This is a genomic window from Micromonospora fiedleri (assembly GCF_016774385.1).
GTDB classification, from domain to species: Bacteria; Actinomycetota; Actinomycetes; order Mycobacteriales; family Micromonosporaceae; genus Micromonospora; species Micromonospora gifhornensis.
In genome coordinates this window covers 715,053-730,925 of sequence record NZ_JAETXL010000001.1, presented here as the reverse complement: position 1 = coordinate 730,925, position 15,873 = coordinate 715,053, and the positions used below count along the sequence as shown (strand labels likewise).

The following is a 15,873-nucleotide window of genomic DNA, read 5'->3' as shown; positions in this document are numbered from 1 at the left end:
GGAGAGGAGCAGATAGATGCGTTTCATGGTCATGCACAAGCTCGACGAGAACAAACCCGAGCTGTGGCAGCCCGACGAGGCCTTCATCGCCCGGATGGGCGCGTTCATGGGCGAAGCGAACCAGGCCGGTGTGCTGCTCGCCGGCGAAGGGCTGCGGCCGAGCAGTGTGGACGCCGGGCGGATCACCGTCACCGGGGGCAAGACGACGGTGACCGACGGGCCGTTCGCCGAGACCAAGGAGCTGATCGCCGGGTTCGCGCTGCTGCAGGTCCGGGACAAGGCCGAGGCGATGCAGTGGGCGCAGAAGTTCACCGACATCTTCATCGCCGCCGGCGCGGACGTCGAGGTGGACGTCCGCCGGGTCACCGAGTGGGAGGACCTGGCCCCGCCGGCCTGACCGCCGTGGGACCGGACCGGCTCGGCCGCGCATCGGCCGGGCCGGTCCCGCTCGTCGGCCGCCGCGACATCGGTCAGCGTTGGTGGGCGACCTGGTCGGCCAGCCGGGACAGGGCCGGTGTGGCGGCGAGCAGCCGCTCCCGGTCCTCGGCGTCCAACTGGGCCAGGGCGGCGGCGAGCAGTTCACTGCGGTGCTGGCCGTAGGCGGCCGTCCGGTCCCGCGCCGCATCGGTCAACTCCAACCGGACGGTACGCCGGTCGCCCGGGTCCCGCTCCCGGCTCAGCAGGCCCGCCGAGGTCAGCTCACCGACCAGGGTGCTCACCGTGTTCGGTGCGGTGCCGAGGCGCTCGGCGGCCTCCCGGACGCTGATGCCGGGCTGCCGCTGCACCAGACGCAGCACCTCCACCTGAGCGTCGGGCAGGGCCACCCGACCCGTCCGTTGGCTGGCCGTACGGCGCAGCACCCGGTGCAGGTCACCCAGGGCCGCGCCGAGCTCGGCGAGGGTCTCCTCCGTCACAGTGCGCCCCCGTCCGGATCAGATGCCTCTGTAGGCAGAGCTATCGTAGCCGCCATGCCGCAGACCGCCACGCCCTCCACCGCGCCGGACCGAGTCGCCGTACCGACCGGCCGGGCCGCCATCGGGCTGCTGGTGCTGCTCGGCAGCCTCACCGCGATCGGGCCGCTGTCGCTGGACACCTACCTGCCGGCGCTGCCCGACATGACCCGCGACCTGTCCGCCAGCCAGGCGCGCATCCAGCTCTCCCTGACCACCTGCCTGATCGGCGTGGCCGTCGGCCAACTCGTCACCGGGCCGCTCAGCGACCGCTGGGGACGACGCCGGCCGGTGATCGTCGGGCTGGCCGCGTACACCCTGTTGTCGCTGCTCTGCACGCTCGCACCGTCGGCGGAGACCTTCGCCGCAGCCCGCTTCTTCCAGGGTTTCGCGGGCGGCATGGGCACGGTCGTCGCCCGCGCCATCGTGCGTGACCTCTACGCCGGTCGCGCCGCGGCGAAGTACTTCTCCCGACTCACGCTGATCTTCGGCCTCGCCCCGATGATCGCCCCCGCGTTCGGCAGTCTGCTGCTCAACTTCGGCGACTGGCGGGTCATCTTCGTCGCCCTCACCGTCATCGGTGCCCTGCTCGCGAGCATCGTCGCCTGGCGGCTGCCCGAGACGTTGCCCGTCGCGCGGCGCAACACCGGCGGCCTGCTCTCGATCGCCCGCATCGCCCGCGTGCTGATCACCGACCGGATCTACCTCGGCTACACGCTGACCCAGGGCCTCGCCTTCGCCGGACTGCTCGGCTACCTCTCCGGCTCCTCGTTCGTCCTGCAGGACGTCTTCGGTCTCTCCGTCGGGATGTACAGCCTCATCTTCGGCGTCAACTCCCTGGCCTTCGTCGCCGTCGGCCAACTCAACGCCCGACTGCTCGACCGGTACGGCCCCCGCCAGCTGTTGATCACCGCTCTCGGTCTCGGGCTGCTCGCCGCGCTCGGCCTGATCGCCGGGGCGCTGCTGGAGGCCCTGCCCCTGGTCATCGTCGCGATGCTGGTCTTCCTCGGCTCGCTCGGCATGGTGATGCCCAACGGCACCGCCCTGGCCCTGGACCGGCACGGGGCCCACGCCGGCACGGCCGCCGCACTGCTCGGCGGCATCCAGGCGGTGGTCGCCGCCGGTGCCGCGCCGTTGGTCGGCATCGGCGGGGAGGGCAGCGCCCTGCCGATGGCCCTGGTGATCGCCGGTGCGGCCGCCGGATCACTGCTGGTGGTGCTCAGCCTGGCCCGCCGCCGCTGAATCCGCCGCCGCTGGATCCGTCGGTCCGGCTCAGCCGGCTCGCGGTCCCGGCTCGTCGGCCAGTTCGGCCGACAGGCGATCCAGATAGGCGTCGACCTCGGCGGTGTCGTATCCGCGCAGACTGATGGCAAGGTCCGTGCGGGCCGAGTCGATCCGCGCCCGGACCGCAGCGCGTTGCGTGGGCACGCCGGAGGCGAACGCATCCAGGCCCTGCCCGACCAACTCGTCGATCTGACGCTGGTCGTAGCCGCGCAGCGCGGTGGTGAACGACGGCGCCTCGGACGCCGGTCGGCGGTGCTGGCGGCCGTCGACGAACCGGCCACCGCCGAAGCGGGTCAGGGCAGCCGTGACCTCGTCGACGGACTGCCGTACGGTGCCCAGGTCGAGCAGGAGCAGGCCCTTGCGGCCGTCGACGGGGCTGGGCTCGGTGAGCGGGCGATCGAGGACACCGGCCGCCGGCACCAGCAGCAACCACGGTGCCGGGCCGGTGGACACCGGCCGGCACAGGACGATCGCGTCGATCTCGTGCCAGGCGAGCGTGCGGCGCAGCCCGGCGATGCGTACGTCCAGCCCGTCGGCGTCGATCCGGAACCGGAACGGCCGGACCACGGCGGTGACCAACCGCCACCCGTAGAACGTCACCAGCAGCACGCCGCCGACCACCGTGAGCACGCCCGGCTCATCCGTCAGCACCAGCATCGACAGGCCGAAAAGGAAGAATCCGACGGCCAGCACCAGCCAGGCCCGCTTCTGTCTCACGTCCACCGCAGCCTCCGATCACCGGTCAGCACGGACCACAGCATCCCATCTCTGCGGCGGTCGAGCGGGACCCTGATCAGCCGAGGGGGACCTGCACCGCCACGTCGTGCCTGGGGTAGTAGGACTCGACCTGGTCGGGGCCGTACTTGTCGCGGAACATGGCCACGATGTTCTCGACCTGCCGGGTGTCGGTGATCGGGGTGGCGCTGGAACTCAACGAGGTGCCGTCGACCGCCAACTGCACCATCGGGGTCTGCTGGACGTTCTTGTACCACTGGCTGTCCGAGCCGGTCACCGGCATCAGGAAGACGTTGTCGTCGTCCTGCACGAACCACACCGGGCGGGCGATCTGCCGTCCGCTCTTGCGGCCGGTCACGGTCAACTCGACCTCTTCTACGCCCGACAGTGCCTCACCGATCGCGTTGGTCATGGTGTCCTCCGGCAGCTTGCCCCCGACGATGCCCTCGCCCGTCAGGGTAGGCAGCGTGCGAGGTGCGCGCCGCCGGTTCAGGCCCCGGTCCCCGGAAAGGAAACGCCCGGCACCGCTGGTCGCGGTACCGGGCGTTCCTTGTCGGATGGATCAGCTCAGCGGGGCACCGCCGGGCTGGACCACGTTGTTCACCGTCAGCTTGTACGGCGCGTACTGGGTGACCTGCCCGGTCGGCTCGTCGTACGCGACGATCGCGACCACCTTCGGGAAGGTCAGCAGGGCCAGCGTCGGCACCACACCGAGGGTGAAGCTCGACTTGCCGTTCACCTCGTACTGGTAGGCGATCTTGTTCTTCTCGTCGAGGCCGACGAACCGGACGTTCCAGTTCGCCACCGGCGTCGGGTAGATCTCCGACGGCGAGTCGAACGGCGCCAGGCTCGACCCGTCGCTGACCAGCGTGCCGCCCACGGTGATGTCGTCGATCAGCAGGCCACCCTCGTTGACCCCACCATCGCTGACGTACCGGAAGCTGAGCAGGATCTGCTGACCGGCGTACGCCGACAGGTCGAACGAGTGCGGCTCGAACCCGCTTGTGGTGCCGTTGAGCGCCGGGCCCAGCGGACCGCTTACGGTCTTGTCACCGGCGATCGGCGTGTACGACTTGCCGCCGTCGGTGGAGACGCTGACGTAGCCGTAGTCGTAGCCGACCTCGGCGCCGTACTTCGCGAGGAAGGTCAGCGTCGGGTTGGCGGCCGGTACGGTCGCCGGGATGACGGCGGCGGCGTCGGTGCTGTTGCCGTTGCCGGACCAGATCACCGAGTTGCCCGGACGATCCGGGTCGTTGCTCACCGTCGTCCAGGCCAGCGGGATCGCCGGCAGCGACTTCGCGCCCTGGAACTTGATCGAACGCAGGTCGCCCCGACCCAGCGGCTTGCCGTTCGCCTTGCGCAACTGGACGTAGTCGGCACCGTTGGGCGCCGCGCCCGGAGTCGCGTACGACGCCGGGTTGTCCAGGTTGACCGTGGCGTTCAGGCTGGCCGTGGTGACCCGCCGCTTGTCGACACCGAGCATGATGCCGAGCTTCGAGTTGCCCACGATCCGGTCGACCAGGTTCATCGTCTGGTAGTCGTGCAGCACCTTGTACATGTCCTTGACGCCCTCGTCGGCGAGCGCCGCCTTCAGGCTGGCCAACCCCTGGAGGTCGCCGTCCTGGTGCAGCCGGGAGATGAAGTCCAGGCCGTAGCGGTCGTAGAGGAAGAGCATCAAGGAGTACGCGTTGCCGTAGTCGGCCAGCACCCCACTGCCGCTGCTGCCCTCGTTCCACAGGTTGATCGAGTTCTCCGGGCCACCACAGTCACGTGGGTTGGTGTTGTACGGCGTCTGGACCGTACCGAAGCCCTGGAAGCAGTAGATGTGGCTGTCCGTGCCGGGCTGGTCGATCCGGGCTCGGGCGTCCACATAGCCGGCGAGCGTCTGGGCGAAGTCCGCCAGTCCCTCGTTCAGCCAGACCGACTCGAAGGGGTCGGCGTGGTAGTGCGCCAGGTGCTGCCACTCGTGGATGAAGACGCCCTCGTAGAGGTTCGGCCGGGCCGGCCGGGAGGTGCACAGATCATCCGTGGGCTCGTTCGGCGGGTTCTCGCCGGTGCGGTGCGCCCAGTCGAAGGCGTCCACCGTCATGATGTTGCGGTCGAGCAGCTCGTCGAAGAGCGAGAAGTGGAACCCGGCGATGTAGCTGGGGGCGGCCGGGAAGTCATAGAAGTTGTCGTCCCGGACGTTGTCGATGAGGGTGACCGTACGGTTGCCGGCCCCGGTGAAGTCACCGGCCAGCTCCGCGTTGGTGCCGTCGCGCTCCGGCGGGGTGCTGAACGCCGCGATCGACTTCGGGTACATGTTCGTGTCGAACTCGCTGATCAGGCGGTTGACCTGGGCATCGGTGATCACCGTCGAGTTGGGGATCTGCTGACGGCAGTCGCCCTCCGGGAACTCGGTGTCGTTGGCTACCCACACCTCGATATTGTCGCCCACCCCACGCAGGGTGTACGGCTTCAGGTAGATGACACCCTCGTAGTCGTCCAGGGCCAGCCAGTTGCGTACGGTCCCGACCGGCGGGGTTTCGGCCGCGGCCTGCGTCCGGCGCGACTGTGCCTTCGGCTGGTACTGGGTCGGCACTTCGACCTTCTTGCCGTTGAAGGTGAAGTCCTTGCGGGTCAACTCGCGGATGTCGGTGGCGAGATCGGTGGCCGGAGCGGCAACGGTCGGTGTCGCCGCCGGCCCGGGAGCGGCTGACGCGGTCGCCGGTGCGGCGACGACATAGATAAACGGTAGGACAATGGCGCTTGCTGCTATCCCCGCAAAGCGGCGACGTGCCATGGAACCTCCTCATCGATGGAAGATCCGCCCAGGTCCTGTCACAGTCGACCAGGCATTAAGTGGATCTACGCACGCTGATTGAGCGTCTCCGTGACCTCAACACATGCACATCGATCAGGCAAGAGGGCCTCGCCCGGGTCAATCGGAATCGGCTGCCGCAGAAAACGCCGCCGGCCCAGGAGGCCAAGGTCCTGGGCCGGCGGCGCGCCGAATGCATCGGCATTTTTGGATCAGACGAAGTTCACGTCACTGCACCACATGTACGCCTGGTCGAGGTGAGATGCCTGCCAGATGACGAAGAGAATGTGGTGTCCGGTGTAGCCGGAGGTCGAGACGTTGAACGAGATGTTCTGCGCCGGTGCGTAGCGCCCGGTCTGCGTGATGAAGTCGAGGTTTCCCCACCCGAGTTGCTGGGTAGCGGGGTTGAAGCCCTGCTTGCTCACGTAGACCCGGAAGTAGTCAGCACCGTGACTCGCCTGGTCGTGCAGTTGGACGGTGAAGTTACGGCTGATGTTCGTGGTCTTCCACGCCCCGGGACGGTTCAGGCTGTTGTTGCGGGACAGGGCGTTGCTGCACAACTGGCCGTCCGGCGTACGGGCCTGGAACTGCCCACCGAGGCCGTCGCGCAACGCGCTCATCCAGTTCCACATGGTGTCCGGGTTGGCCTGGAACGCCTGCCAACACATCGGGTCCTGCTGCTGCATCTGCGGGCTCATGTGGTTGTTGCCCCAGGTCTTCCAACACTGGTACGCACGAGAGGCCGGGTTGACGATGGTGCCGTGCGCCTGGGCCGTACCGGCCCAGGGCAGCATGCCCACCACCAGGGCGAGCAGCAGGACGAGCGCTCGTGCGGGCCGGCGGGCAGCGGACCGGGATCGCTGGCCGGACTGTTCGGATTCGAGTGATCGCACTTGCATCCTCCATTCTAGACATCCATGGACGTCGATGGGAGCGCTTCCGCTGAGTGTGCCACTCATAGCCCGATATGGCAACGATCGTCTATTGATGTTGGGATGGCAGGGGTTTGATCCGGCTAGTCGCCACGGTGCTGATCTGCCCTCATCTGCAACGGAAGGTGCGCCTCGGTCGTTGCAGCGGGCGCGACCGTGGAGGTGTGGTGGAACGTTCAGGCGGCGATGGCGCGGGCGGCGGCGTACATGTCGGCGGGGAGCGGATGGTGTAGCCGCCAGATGATGCGCATCGGGCGGTCACCGGTGTGCTCCTGATAGGTCATCGGTCCGGCGTACAAGTAGGCCGGCGCGCCCAGGTCACGGTCGGCGACCCTGGTTTCGCGGACGAAGAGATGCACCGTCGAGCCACGTTCGACGTGGTGGATGTACCGCTGTCCGGTCGCCGATGCCGACGAGGTGGTGCTCTGTGACTCCCACTGGAACAGCGTGTCGGTGATCGCCCGGTCGGCGTACATGGTCGTGGGGGAGTAGTGCTGCTCGGACTTGACCAGGGTGACGAAGAAGATGTCTGCCTGCTCGGACTCCAACCACTTCACGCCCTCTCGCAGCGACCCAGGGTTCGGCATGCCGAAAGCCGCGCAGGCTTCGTTGCGGCTGTACCGAGCGTGCACCCGCAGCGGCACCTGATTAAGCCCGACCAGCTCGGTAACCCGGTGGATCTGCTCTCGTAGCACCTCCGCGACTTGGCGCAGTTCGACGCACCGAGCTGGCTCAGCCCGCAGCCGCGCCAGCCGTTTGTCTCGCTGCGAAAGCGGCACGTTTGGCCCCCACAGGCTGAAGTGCAGCATGTCCAGCAATCGCCCATCGGACACGGGTTCCCCGGCCACCACCTGCTCCCACAACGCCAACCTGTCAAGGTCGTCGGTGTGCAGCATCCGGGCGATCGCCCGCCCCAACTCCCGGTCGTACGCCCCCGGTTTCGTGGTTTCCACCCCGGCGAGCCGACGTAGTCCGGTCCAGCCGCCCAGCGTCGCCGACCGGTACACGTCGCCCACCTCCAGGCCGGTGTCCCGCAGGAATTCGGCCAGCGTCACGTCACCGAGTTGCCGCAGCTCAGCCACCATGCTGTTCTTCGAGGACGGGACCGCCCGCTCCAGATTGCGGAGCACCACCTCCTTGGCGACCCGGTCCAGCTCGATGTGGCACCCACTCGGCAGCATCGGGAAGTCCTGCTGCACCGCGCCGTGCACCTGGCGGCGGCTGACCCCGGTCAGCGCCCGCCAGCGGAGGTCGAACCGGAAGTTGGCGTGCTGCGCGCCGATGAAGTCGAGCACGGTCAGGCAGGGCTTGTCGTCGTCCAGGCGCAGGCCACGGCCGAGCTGCTGAAGGAAGATCGTGGCGCTCTCGGTGGGCCGGAGCAGGAAGATCGTGTCGACCATCGGCAGGTCGACGCCCTCGTTGAACAGGTCGACGGTGAAGAGCACCCGCAGCTTGCCGGCCTTGAAGTCCCGGATCAGGTCGCGTTGCTCCGGTCGGCCGACCTCCGACGTCACGGCCGCCGCCGATACGCCCCGCTGGGTGAACCAGTCGGCCATGAACTCGGCGTGCCCGATGCTCACGCAGAACCCAAGCGCCCGCATCCGCCCCACGTCAACGAGCCTCTGGGCAGCCCGTAGCACCAGCCGCGCCCGCGCCTGGTTGCCGGTGTAGAGGTTCTCCAACTCCGATCGGTCGTAACCCTGCCCGCGCTTCCACTGAAGATGTGACAGGTCCACGTCATCGTGCAGGCCGAAGTAGTGGAAGGGCGCCAACAACTGCCGGTCAAGCGCCTCCCGTAGGTGCAGCTCTACGGCCGCATGCCCGTCGAACCACCGCCGCACGTCGCGGCCGTCGGCTCGGTCGGGGGTCGCCGTCAAGCCGAGGAGTACGCGTGGCCGCAGCCGCTCCAACAGCCGGGCGTACGTCTTGGCCTCGGCGTGGTGGAACTCGTCCACGATCACCATGTCGAACTGCTCGGGGTCGATCTCCTGCCGGTGCAGCGACTGGATCGAGGCGAACACATGCTGCCACTGCTTCGGCTTGTCCCCGGCGACCAACGTCTCGCCGAAGCTGCCGTCCCCCATGACCTGCCGGAAGGTCGACCGGCTCTGCCTCAGAATCTGCTCCTGGTGCGCAACAAACAGCAGCGAGTCGACGTCCCCGGCCTTGTGGAGCCGGCGATAGTCCAGCGCGGCCACTACGGTCTTGCCGGTGCCGGTGGCCATGACGACGAGGTTGCGCCAGCGGCCGTGCACGCGCCGCTCGGCATCCAGGTCGGCCAAGACCTCCGCCTGATACGGGTACGGCCGTACGTCCAGGTTGGTGATTTCGGTCGGGGCCTCGTCGGCGCGCTCGCCCCGCAGCGCATACCCCAGCCGCTCGCCATCCTTCGCCGGGTCGTACGCCTCGAACGCCGGGTCGTTCCAGTAGTCCTCGAACGTGGCGGTGAACGTGTCGATGACGTGCGGCTGCTCGACGTTCGAGATCCGGACGTTCCACTCGACGCCATCGACCAGCGCGGACTTCGACAGGTTCGAGGAACCGACGTAGGCAGTGGTCATGCCGTTGTTGCGGCGGAACAGCCATGCCTTGGCGTGCAGGCGGGTGGTCCTGGTCTCGTAGGAGACCTTGATGTCGGCGCCCAACTCGGCGAGCCGGTCGAGGGCCCGTTGGTCGGTGGCACCCAAGTAGGTGGTGGTGATGACGCGGAGGCGGCCGCCGCGAGCGGTCAGCTCTTGGATGGCGGGCTCGATGAGGCGCAGGCCGTGCCACTTGATGAACGCGCAGAGCAGGTCCACCTGGTCAGCCGACGCCATCTCGTGTGTGACCTCGTGGCCGATGCGCGGCTGGTGCCGACCGTTGACTAGCAGCGCGCCGGTAGAGAGCGGAGTGGTGGGGCGCGGTGGGAAGGTGGTCGCGGCCGGTTGGGTGGGCGGTGCGGCGATGGCGTGCAGGAGTCGATTTGCGTCCGCGACCTGGTCATCGATGGTGGCGGCCTGTGGGCTGAGGACGGCGATCGCCTCGGCAATGCGGTTGGCCAAATCGACTTGGCGGTGCAGTTGGTCGTCTCTGGCGACAGCGTGCAGGGCGCGGTGAACCAGGGTGGCGATGTGCCGGGCGAGGGCATCGGGGGCGTCAGCCGTGTCGAGGTTCGCGTGCTGGATCAGCGCAGGATCGATGTGCTGGAGCCGGTCGGCCAGGTCGCGCGTGACGATGTGCTCGTAGACACCCCGCTCAAGACTCGTCACTCGGGAACCCAACCAACTTCTCGTCATTCTGCTGATCTTCACGATTTTGCGGGGATTGCTCGGCACCGCCAGCGATCACGCCGGAACCAGTGCAGGGCAGGAGGCCGGCGGACTGCAGCCGGTCGTAGGCCAGCTTGATGTGCGGGCGTGTGAAGAGGCGTGCCTTGCGACCACTCCAACTACGAACCCGCTCGGTCAACTCGGCGAGATCGTTGGTCGGTGGGTGCAACGCGGCGGCGTAATGCACAGTGGCCAGTAGCTCAAGACTGTATGGCGCCTCGAATCCGTTAACCAGACGGGCTAACTGGTCCAACGTGTCGGGCGACGGGGAGCCGTGCGCCTCGAACCAGGTCGCAATGGCATCGGACGTGCCGTCAGTGAGCCTAATTGGCTGAAGCTCTTCGACGCGCGCGGACCGGTCGCCGAAGCCAGTGAGGTAGTGCCCTTCCAAGCGGTCGAGGACATGGTTCAGGTTTTCGGCGTATGGACCGTACCGGCCGCGAACGAATTGCAGACGTAGCGGCTGCCCCAGAGCTTGAAGGAAGTAGGCGATCTTCTGAATTTCCAGCACGGTTACACCATCGCGCGGTTCGAGTGTCTGTGCTCGTTGTAAATAACGCTCGATAGCCCGCAGCAGAGTGGCGCGGCCTTCGGTCAGTCGGGGCTTCTCAGTGGCTACCGGCATGTCAGCCGGGCGCGGTGCCCCTTCCGGAGGAAATAGCAGCACTTGCACGTCGGGTAGCGCGGCGAAGGCATGCTCGATTGCCTGCCTGACCTCGTCCCAGTTGAGCCCGCCGTTGCCGCAGCCCAGAGCGGGTACAGCTATGGAGGTGATCTGGCGTTCGCGCACCACACGGACGAGATCAGCGAGCCCTGCCTGGATGTCGGACAGCTTTGAGCCGGCCCGCCAGTGCCCCTTCGTAGGAAAGTTGATTACGTATCTGCGGGGGCCGAGGCGAGCTGAATCGAAAACGAACATCTTGCCTAGCTTGACTTCACTGGCGGCGCATGCTGCCCGGTAAGCCGCGTAGTTAGCCGGGTAAGCTCGTTTGAACTGGAGGGCAATTCCCTTGCCCATCACTCCGACAGTGTTAACCGTATTTACTAGCGCTTGGGCCTCAGCAGTTAGAAGGTTACCGTGGCAAATAGTGATCATCATCCCACCTCCTCCCGTCTGTACCCGTAGTACCAGTCTGGTATGACACGAACGTACGCGTCGATGATGCCAGCCGCCTGCAGGGCGCGCTTCAGCTGTGTCTCCCGTTGTGGTGTCCGTACGGCGTAGCCGAGGAGTAGGTCGACTGGAAGCTCGCGGTGGACCAGGAACTCCGCCATGCGTCGTCTGACTCGATCGGCATCCTCGGGGAGGTTCCTCCAGATCCGCTCCCGCATCAGTGGCCAGTCCACGAACTCCTCAAGCTCGTCCAGTGATCGACAGAAGTTGGACAAGTGGTGTGCGCAGTTTCCATCACTCGCGACCCAGCTCAGCCCAGCCTCATGCACTCTGGGCCTACCCCGTTTTGACGGACATCCAAGATCAGGGGACCTGGAGTCTCCGGGAGGATGTCCAGCATCATGGAGAGCGTGGGAAAGAAGCGATCGCGGCCGAGGCGGGCGTTCACGCCCGAGTTCAAGGCCGAGATCGTCGAGCTGTGTCAGCGTGGTGACCGCACCGTCGGGCAGGTGGCCAGGGACTTCGACCTGACCGAGACGGCTGTGCGAGCCTGGGTCAAACAGGCCGAGATCGACGCCGGGGCCCGCACGGACGGGCTCGCCTCCGACGAGCGGGCGGAACTGGCCCGGCTGCGGGCGGAGAACCGCCGGTTGCAGCAGGACGTCGACATCCTGAAACGGGCCACGGCTTTCTTCGCGAGGGAGACCCGGTGAACGTGTACCCGTTCATCGAGGCGGAGCAGGCCGGCAAGCACAACGTCAAGCGTGCGTGCGAGCTGCTGAAGGTCTCCCGGTCCGCCTTTTACCAGCACGCCCGCGGCGAGCAGTCCGCCCGCGACCGCGTCGATGCCGAACTCACCGAGCAGATCATCGCCGTGCACGCGGCATCGAACGGCACCTACGGGGCGCCGCGCATCCACGCCGAACTCGCTGCGGCCGGACGGCGCCACGGCCGTAAACGCATCGCCGCCCGGATGCGCGAGGCCGGCGTGCGCGGCAAGAGCCCACGCCGCTGGAAGGCGACCACGATCCCGGACCCGAACGCCGGGAACCGGCCGGACCTCGTCGAGCGGGACTTCACCGCCGACCCGGCGGCGGTCGACACCCGCTGGTGCGGCGACATCACCTACATCAACACGTGGGAAGGTTGGCTCTACCTGGCCACCGTCATCGACCTGGCCTCGCGCCGGGTCGTGGGCTGGGCCACGGCTGACCATCTCAAGACCGATCTGGTCGACGCCGCTCTGTCCGACGCCCTCGCCCGGCGCCGTCCCGCCGACGGCCTGGTCTTCCACTCCGACCGCGGCTGTCAATATACGAGCGCTCAGCACGCCCGCCTCGCGAAACGCCACGGTGTACGGCTGAGCGTGGGCCGGCGCGGGCAGTGCTGGGACAACGCGGTCGCCGAGTCGTTCTTCTCGACCCTGAAAACGGAACTGATCCACCGGCAGGCCTGGCCCACCCGCAAAGCCGCCCACCAGGCCACATTTGAGTACATCGAAGGCTGGTACAACACCCGCCGCCGGCACTCCAGCCTCGGCTACCTCAGCCCCGCCGCCTACGAAGACGGCACCGACATCAGCTTGGTGCCGGCGCTCAAGGTAGCCTGAAGATCAACTCATCGACCCTGTCCGTCGAAACGGGTCAAGCCCACTCGCTCCACGGAGCTGACGAGGTAGACCAGGGGGTCATCCCCGTCCGGGTAGCATCCGGCCTTGCCGTCTCGGTGCTCGCATGCGATCCGATACATCATTGGCGAGCGTTCCGCGAAGTAGAAGGGCACGTAGTCAGCCACGACACCACCCGGTCGGCACGTGACGATGCGCTCGCGTCGGCTCGCCTTGATGTCGGTGGCACCGACGTTCATGGCGAGCCGCCCTCCTACGGCGTTGTCCGCAAAGAGTCGACCGGCGGCCAGAATGGCTGGCAGGTTGTCGATATGGGTGAAATGCTTGATCAGGGTGGGCTTCGGTCGGCCGGCATCGTTTGCCATCGATCAGTCCAGCTCGCTCTGATCGATGCGGGCCTTCACCTCCGCGTGCTCGGCGAGCAGATAGAGCAGATTGGAGCCGTCGATGAGTTCCAGCGGCTTGCCGGAGGCGAACTCGTACGACGCCGGTCCGAAACCACTGGTGGTCACCAGGATCCCCTTGGACGCACCCTCGTTCTGCACTGTGCCGAAGAGGTCTCGGACCGACGAGACATCGACGGTGCTGCGGTAGCGTTTGGCCTGGATGACCACCTTCCCACCGAAGATGGGCCGAGGGTCGAAGGCGACGCAGTCGACTCCGCCATCGCGGGAGGGCCGGGTCTGCTTGGTGTCCAGCCCCATCTTCGCGAACAGGTTCTGAACTAGGCTCTCGAACTCGGTGGGGCTCAACTTGAGCAGGTTCGGTCGCTGGTCGAGCTCGGCCAGCACGTCCACCTCGTCGACGAAGCGCTTGTCGACCATGTCGAACTCCAGCACTGGGCGGACGGGTGCCAGCTCAGCCGGGCGCTTCGACACCGAGGCGTTGAGGTGCTGCAGGCAGGAGTTGGGATCGACCATGCCGAGGTTCAGCCCGCCGAACGCCGTGCGGGTGGTCCGGAGCGTCACCAGGCAGGGTTGCACGGACGCCCCAGTGCGTGGATCGGTGGTGTCGACGATGCCGTTGAAGACGATCGTGTCAACAAGCCCAGAACGGTCGGCTTCGAAGATCTCGTGCACGGTACGCAGCGTGACCTGAGCGACGAGGTTCGCGTACCGTTCCTTGATTTCCTTTGGGGGCCGGGCGGCCGACGCGATCTCGTCGCGGACCTTGACGTAGCGGTACTCCCGAACCGGTGGGACGACATCAAGCGTCGGCAGGTGATACTCCACGACCACCTGACTGGACTCGGGGACGTACGCCAGACGGTATTGCTGCGGGAAGTCGTCGGGGTAGACCGAGTTGCCGAGCACCATGCTGAAATATTCGACAACCACCGCAGGCTCCCCGCCGACAAACGCGGCGGCGAAGCGATCGATCTCGGCGTTGTGCGCGGCAGCGTCCGCGTCAGCCTTGGCACAGCGGCGCTGGTAGGCCTGGTGCATTGCGGCGAGTTTTCGCTGGCGCTCGGCTTCGGCGGTTGTGTGCTCCGCTTGAGCATGGGCAAAGGCATGCCGCGCGACGGCCAGCTGCTGCTGGTACCTGGTCTGCCCCCCGAACATCTTGGTCAAGCCCGCCGGCGGTGACGGTTCGAAGCGGCGCCAATCCGGCGGCGGCAGAGGTGCCCCGAGCCTTCCGGGGTCAAACGGCTGATGGATCACGTTCTTTTTAAGCTGGCTGAAGTCGATATGATCATCAACTTCGAGCGTCGCGGCTAGGAGGTTCTCCAGCGCGTCGAGGCGAAGCTGGAGGTCCGCGTTCATGGCTGCTACCTCTGCGAAACGCGCTTCGGCATAGAGCCGCTTGCGTTCGCGTTCATCCACTGCGGCAGCACGCTGGGCTTTCTTCATAGCCCGCTCCGCCTCCCGCCGCAACTGCTGGTGTTGCCGGTAGGCCGCAGCTTGAGCCTGCCGTTGAGCGCGCACCTGACGTGCGTGCGCCCGCTGCAACTCCTTGAGGATGCCCACGTTTGTCCTTCAGGGGTAGGTGGGTGCAAAGTCGCACCTTGGAAAGCAGTTAGGAAAGCGGTAACCATTCGGCCGGCAGCCACGTCTCCCGCGTGAAAGATCCGTTCATACCAAGTGATCGGGGCATGCTCTGTCGTGTGCCGGACAGTCTCCGTAATTTGTCGGTGGCGGTGTCCAAAGTCGTCCTAATCGTGCACATGGCCAACCAGGCAACTGCCAGCGAACGTGATCGTTCCGCCAGGGGCCAGATCCTCGGCGGCTGGTTGGCTACTTTGTGGCCGACGTTCCGAGGTCGGTGAAAGGCGTCCAGCGCGCAGCGTGATCATTGCTCTGTACCGACCTGATACGGCACCGGAACTCTGTCGCGACGGCCGACGAGCTTGCCAGGAGTGGCACTGCGGCGGCGATCATTTTCAACTCGCGGGCCTCGCGGAGCAGTGGCCAGCCCGGGTCCGTGGTGACATCGAAGCCATAGGCGGCGGCCAGTCTGGCGTGGTTGCCGACTCCGCCGAAGCGGGCTTCGCCGACGGCCACAGCGGCGAGGTCGACTTGCCAGGGGCCGAGGCAGGTGGCATCGAAGTCACACAGGACCACCCGGCCGGACGGGGCTCTGAGCAGGTTGCCAACATGGGCATCTCCATGGACGAGTCGCGGGGTCGTCCGTTGCATCAGAGCTGTCACCTGTGGTTCCAGGCGGTCACACCACCGAGAGAGGAAGTCGTGCTCGTTTCGGCTAAGCCCTTCGGCGTCGGCGAGTCGGCGACGCGCGTCGCCGATCGGATCCCACTCGGGGAGGTCGACCGGGGAAGCGCGAAGGGAGTGGAACTCCCGCAGGACCTGCCCGAGATCGTCAACGGTGGGAGCCGGGGGCATGTTCGGGACATAGGTCCACACGGAGGCGAGCAGGCTACCCAGAGCCATCGGTCCCTGAACGGCCGGGGCTAGCCGTATCGTGGGTGCGTCGATGGCCGCGAACCAGAGCGCGAGGTCGGTCACCTTCGCTACTCGGTCGTGGAGACGATGGGTCCGCGCAACCCGGATGACCAGCTTCGCCGTGGGTAGAGCGAAGACGGCGTTGTTGGTGAGCTGTAGCAGCCGGGCATCGTCGGACGGTACGGCAAGTTCGGCGGCGATCTGCCGCATCGCTGCTGTCATC

General features: G+C 66.9%; 15 protein-coding genes. 4 read left to right on the top strand and 11 right to left on the bottom strand.

What is annotated here, in order from left to right; genetic code table 11:
- The first annotated feature begins 16 nt into the window (after nt 1–16).
- The gene (locus JMF97_RS03380) at nt 17–397 is read left to right on the top strand and encodes a YciI family protein (RefSeq protein ID WP_203220156.1); all 381 of its coding nucleotides are present in this window, start codon (nt 17–19) and stop codon (nt 395–397) included.
- Between the two features lie 73 nt (nt 398–470).
- On the opposite strand, the gene JMF97_RS03375 is transcribed toward JMF97_RS03380, so the two are convergent.
- Nucleotides 471–914 carry a MarR family winged helix-turn-helix transcriptional regulator gene (locus tag JMF97_RS03375; protein ID WP_203220155.1) on the bottom strand — a complete coding sequence of 148 codons (444 nt, stop codon included), beginning with the start codon at nt 912–914 and terminating at the stop codon, nt 471–473.
- 54 nt (nt 915–968) lie between these two features.
- Between JMF97_RS03375 and JMF97_RS03370 the strand changes: the two genes are divergently transcribed.
- On the top strand, nt 969–2,192 hold the full coding sequence (locus JMF97_RS03370; RefSeq protein WP_203220154.1) for a multidrug effflux MFS transporter: 1,224 nt from the start codon (nt 969–971) through the stop codon (nt 2,190–2,192).
- Nucleotides 2,193–2,222: 30 nt separating this feature from the next.
- Here JMF97_RS03370 and JMF97_RS03365 read toward each other — a convergent pair whose 3' ends face one another.
- The 7 genes from JMF97_RS03365 to JMF97_RS31720 all read right to left on the bottom strand — a co-directional run bounded on the left by JMF97_RS03365 (nt 2,223) and on the right by JMF97_RS31720 (nt 11,452).
- On the bottom strand, nt 2,223–2,957 hold the full coding sequence (locus JMF97_RS03365) for a DivIVA domain-containing protein (RefSeq protein ID WP_203220153.1): 735 nt from the start codon (nt 2,955–2,957) through the stop codon (nt 2,223–2,225).
- A 70-nt stretch (nt 2,958–3,027) separates the two neighbouring features.
- Nucleotides 3,028–3,381, bottom strand: coding sequence for a nitroreductase/quinone reductase family protein (locus tag JMF97_RS03360; protein WP_203220152.1), 354 nt, complete (start codon nt 3,379–3,381; stop codon nt 3,028–3,030).
- A gap of 150 nt (nt 3,382–3,531) precedes the next feature.
- Nucleotides 3,532–5,751: a choice-of-anchor J domain-containing protein gene (locus JMF97_RS03355; RefSeq protein ID WP_238358518.1), complete on the bottom strand. Its 2,220-nt coding sequence runs from the start codon at nt 5,749–5,751 to the stop codon at nt 3,532–3,534.
- Between the two features lie 230 nt (nt 5,752–5,981).
- Nucleotides 5,982–6,668, bottom strand: a complete 687-nt coding sequence (locus JMF97_RS03350) for a lytic polysaccharide monooxygenase auxiliary activity family 9 protein (protein WP_043719779.1) — start codon at nt 6,666–6,668, stop codon at nt 5,982–5,984.
- Between the two features lie 209 nt (nt 6,669–6,877).
- A complete protein-coding gene (locus tag JMF97_RS03345) occupies nt 6,878–9,976 on the bottom strand; it encodes a DEAD/DEAH box helicase (protein ID WP_238358517.1) in 3,099 nt (1,032 codons plus the stop codon).
- Nucleotides 9,936–11,105 (bottom strand): type II toxin-antitoxin system antitoxin DNA ADP-ribosyl glycohydrolase DarG, encoded by a 1,170-nt coding sequence (gene darG, locus JMF97_RS03340; RefSeq protein ID WP_273543805.1) that lies wholly within the window; start codon nt 11,103–11,105, stop codon nt 9,936–9,938. The genes JMF97_RS03345 and darG overlap by 41 nt, the downstream gene beginning before the upstream one ends.
- Nucleotides 11,105–11,452: a DarT ssDNA thymidine ADP-ribosyltransferase family protein gene (locus tag JMF97_RS31720; protein ID WP_203220149.1), complete on the bottom strand. Its 348-nt coding sequence runs from the start codon at nt 11,450–11,452 to the stop codon at nt 11,105–11,107. Before JMF97_RS31720 ends, darG begins: the two co-directional genes overlap by 1 nt.
- Nucleotides 11,453–11,533: 81 nt before the next feature.
- Here JMF97_RS31720 and JMF97_RS03330 point away from each other — a divergent pair, with 81 nt between their 5' ends.
- Together JMF97_RS03330 and JMF97_RS03325 are read left to right on the top strand one after the other, a co-directional pair.
- Nucleotides 11,534–11,836, top strand: a complete 303-nt coding sequence (locus JMF97_RS03330) for a transposase (RefSeq protein ID WP_158244936.1) — start codon at nt 11,534–11,536, stop codon at nt 11,834–11,836.
- A complete protein-coding gene (locus tag JMF97_RS03325; RefSeq protein WP_203220148.1) occupies nt 11,833–12,732 on the top strand; it encodes an IS3 family transposase in 900 nt (299 codons plus the stop codon). Before JMF97_RS03330 ends, JMF97_RS03325 begins: the two co-directional genes overlap by 4 nt.
- Before the next feature lie 8 nt (nt 12,733–12,740).
- On the opposite strand, the gene JMF97_RS03320 is transcribed toward JMF97_RS03325, so the two are convergent.
- From JMF97_RS03320 to JMF97_RS03310, 3 genes are all read right to left on the bottom strand, one after another.
- Entirely contained in the window at nt 12,741–13,115 is a 375-nt protein-coding gene (locus tag JMF97_RS03320; RefSeq protein WP_203220147.1) for a DUF4433 domain-containing protein, read from the bottom strand.
- 3 nt (nt 13,116–13,118) lie between these two features.
- On the bottom strand, nt 13,119–14,717 hold the full coding sequence (locus JMF97_RS03315) for a restriction endonuclease (RefSeq protein ID WP_203220146.1): 1,599 nt from the start codon (nt 14,715–14,717) through the stop codon (nt 13,119–13,121).
- 267 nt (nt 14,718–14,984) lie between these two features.
- On the bottom strand, nt 14,985–15,872 hold the full coding sequence (locus tag JMF97_RS03310) for a phosphotransferase (RefSeq protein WP_238358515.1): 888 nt from the start codon (nt 15,870–15,872) through the stop codon (nt 14,985–14,987).
- Nucleotide 15,873 lies beyond the last annotated feature (1 nt).